Source organism: Streptomyces alkaliphilus, from assembly GCF_014141535.1.
GTDB lineage: Bacteria > Actinomycetota > Actinomycetes > Streptomycetales > Streptomycetaceae > Streptomyces > Streptomyces alkaliphilus.
Genome location: NZ_VKHT01000551.1, coordinates 1 through 3,509 on the forward strand (window position 1 = coordinate 1; position 3,509 = coordinate 3,509).

Below are 3,509 nucleotides of genomic sequence, written 5' to 3' on the forward strand. Positions count from 1 at the left end.
CGCCGAGACATACGAGCGCCTGATCCCCCGCGCCGCGCTCGCCCCGCTGCGGCCCGCCGGTCGGCGCCCGACCCCCTTCCCCGCGCTGGTCGGGCTCGGGTCCTCACGGCCCCGCCCCGACGTGGTGGAGGCTTTCGCCCGGGTGGCCGTCCCGGAGAGGTTCCACGCGCTCGCCTTCCGGCTCGGGCACCGGCCCCGGGGCTGGCGCTGCGAGGCGGTGGACCTGGGCCCGCTCGACCCCGTCGCCCCCGGCGGCCGACCGGGGCGGGTGAACCCGGGCGGGCCCGACGACCACGCCGGTCGGAGGCTCCCGCGACCGGCCCGCGCCCGCTGTTCCCGCTGATCGGGGTCCGGACACGACGGTGCCGGCCCGCCCCCGAGGGGGATCGGACCGGCACCCTCACACCTCGTCCGGGGTCCGGGACCCCGGGGCGGGCTCACTTCCGACGTCGGCGACCGCCCGACTTCTGCGCCTTGCGGCGCTCGGCACGGCTCATGCCGTCACCGGGCGGCGAGGCACCGGCGTCCGCGTCGAAGTCGCCCTCGACGACCCCGCCCTCGCCGTCCACGCTCGGCGCCGAGAAGTGCAGCCGCTCGGCCCGCTGCGGGGCCTCCAGCCCCTTGGCCCGGATGGCCGGCCGCGCCGGGGTGCCCGCCGGGGCCGGGGTGTCGGAGCCCTTGGTGAGCTGCGGAGCACCGGCACCCGCGCCGGCACCGGCCTCCACCGGCACCTCCTCGACCCGGCGCTCCACCTGGACCTCCAGGTTGAACAGGTAGCCGACCGACTCCTCCTTGATGGCGTCCATCATGGCGGTGAACATGTCGAAGCCCTCGCGCTGGAACTCCACCACCGGGTCGCGCTGGGCCATCGCCCGCAGGCCGATGCCCTCCTGGAGGTAGTCCATCTCGTAGAGGTGCTCGCGCCACTTGCGGTCCAGCACGGAGAGGACCACCCGGCGCTCCAACTCGCGCATGACCTCGGAGCCGAGCTGCTCCTCCCGGGCGTCGTACTGCTCGTTGACGTCCCGCTTGACCTCCTCGGCGATGAACTCGGGGGTCAGGCCCTCGCGTTCACCGACCGCCTCGATCAGCTCGTCGACCGTCACCGACACCGGGTAGAGCTGCTTGAACGCGCCCCACAGCCGCTCCAGGTCCCACTCCTCGGCGAAGCCCTCGACCGTCTCCGCGCGGACGTACGCCTCGATGGTGTCCTCCATGAAGAAGCGCACCTGCTCGTGCAGGTCGGCGCCCTCCAGCACCCGGCGACGCTCGGCGTAGATGACCTCGCGCTGCCGGTTGAGGACCTCGTCGTACTTCAGGACGTTCTTGCGGATCTCGAAGTTCTGCTGCTCGACCTGGCCCTGGGCGGAGGCGATGGCCCGGGTGACCATCTTGTTCTCGATCGGCACGTCGTCCGGCACGTTCGCCATCGCCATGACGCGCTCGACCATCTGCGCCTTGAACAGGCGCATCAGGTCGTCGCCCAGGGAGAGGTAGAAGCGGGACTCACCGGGGTCGCCCTGACGGCCGGAACGACCGCGCAGCTGGTTGTCGATGCGCCGCGACTCGTGGCGCTCGGTGCCCAGCACGTACAGGCCGCCGAGCTCCTTGACCGCCTCGAACTCCTCGCTGACCGCCTGCTCCGCGCGCTCCAGCGCCGCGGGCAGCGCCGCGGCCCACTCCTCGGAGTGCTCCACCGGGTCCAGGCCCTTGGCCCGCAGCTCGGCCTCGGCCAGTTCCTCGGGGTTGCCGCCGAGCTTGATGTCGGTGCCTCGACCGGCCATGTTGGTGGCCACGGTCACCGCGCCCCGACGACCGGCGGCGGCGACGATCTGCGCCTCCCGCTCGTGGTTCTTCGCGTTGAGCACCTCGTGCCGCACCCCGCGCTTGGACAGCTGCTGGGAGAGGTACTCGGACTTCTCCACCGAGGTGGTGCCGACCAGCACCGGCTGTCCGCTCTCGTGCTTCTCGACGATGTCCTCGACCACGGCGTTGAACTTGGCGACCTCGGTCCGGTAGATGAGGTCGGCCTGGTCCACCCGCTGGGGGGAGCGGTGGGTCGGGATGGGCACCACGCCGAGCTTGTAGATCTGGTGGAACTCCGCCGCCTCGGTCATCGCGGTACCGGTCATGCCGGAGAGCTTGTCGTAGAGGCGGAAATAGTTCTGAAGGGTGATCTTGGCGAGGGTCTGGTTCTCGTCCTTGATCTTCACCCCTTCCTTCGCCTCGATCGCCTGGTGCATGCCCTCGTTGTAGCGGCGACCGGCGAGGATGCGACCGGTGTGCTCGTCGACGATCACGACCTCGCCGTCGACGACCACGTAGTCCTTGTCCCGCTTGTACAGCTCCTTGGCCTTGATGGCGTTGTTCAGGTAACCGACCAGGGGGGTGTTCACGGACTCGTAGAGGTTGTCGATGCCCAGCCAGTCCTCGACCTTGGCGACGCCGGCGTCGTGGATGGCGACGGTGCGCTTCTTCTCGTCCACGTCGTAGTCGCCGGTCTCCGCCTGCTGCCGGGTCGGGACGGCGGCCTCGCCGCGCTCCAGGCGCTTGACCAGCTTCGCGAAGTCGGCGTACCACTTGGTCGCCTGGTCGGCCGGGCCGGAGATGATCAGCGGGGTGCGGGCCTCGTCGATGAGGATGGAGTCCACCTCGTCGACCACGGCGAAGTTGTGGCCCCGCTGCACCAGTTCGTCCTTCGACCACGCCATGTTGTCGCGCAGGTAGTCGAAGCCGAACTCGTTGTTGGTGCCGTAGGTGATGTCGCAGGCGTACTGCTCGCGCCGCTTGGCCGGCGGCATCCCGCCGGTGATGCACCCCACGGACAGCCCGAGGAACTGGTGGACGCGTCCCATCCACTCCGAGTCGCGCTGGGCCAGGTAGTCGTTGACCGTGATGAGGTGGACGCCCTTGCCGGAGAGCGCGTTGAGGTAGGTCGGCAGGGTACCGACGAGGGTCTTGCCCTCACCGGTCTTCATCTCCGCCACGTAGCCCATGTGCAGGGCCGCGCCACCCATCAACTGCACGTCGTAGTGACGCTGTCCCAGCACCCGCTTGGCCGCCTCGCGCACGGTGGCGAAGGCCTCGGGAAGCAGGTCGTCCAGGGTCTCGCCCCCCGCCAGGCGCTCCCGGTACTCATCGGTCAGGGCGCGCAGCTCGGCGTCCGACAGGTCCAGGAAGTCCTCTTCAATCGAATTCACCTGGTTGGCGATGCGGTGCAGCTTGCGCAGGATCTTCCCTTCGCCTGCACGCATGAGTTTGCTGAAGACGGACACGAGGGTTGGTCTCCTTGCCGGTCGGGCCTGACACGTCACGGTCGGGTGCGTGGGCGCGGCGTTCCATTCAGGCGGCCCCGCCGCACCGGCCATCGTATGCGAGGGCGGGACGAGGTGTCAGTGTCGTGACGCCCGCCGTGACGGGACGATCACGGCGGAGGCCCCGGGGCGGGTACGGAAAGGGACGAAGGGGCTCAGGGTGGTGGTGGACCGGAGGGCTGCGGGGGGCCGCTG

The 3,509-nt window shown here is 70.3% G+C and carries 2 protein-coding genes; one reads left to right on the forward strand and one right to left on the reverse strand.

Going from position 1 to position 3,509, the window contains the following annotated elements:
- The coding region (locus FNQ90_RS16525; protein WP_228471313.1) for an Rv3235 family protein at positions 1–343 on the forward strand (343 nt) is incomplete at its 5' end.
- Between the two features lie 94 nt (positions 344–437).
- On the opposite strand, the gene secA is transcribed toward FNQ90_RS16525, so the two are convergent.
- Complete coding sequence (secA, locus tag FNQ90_RS16530) at positions 438–3,275, reverse strand: preprotein translocase subunit SecA (RefSeq protein ID WP_182607089.1); 2,838 nt, start codon at positions 3,273–3,275, stop codon at positions 438–440.
- Between the last annotated feature and the right edge of the window lie 234 nt (positions 3,276–3,509).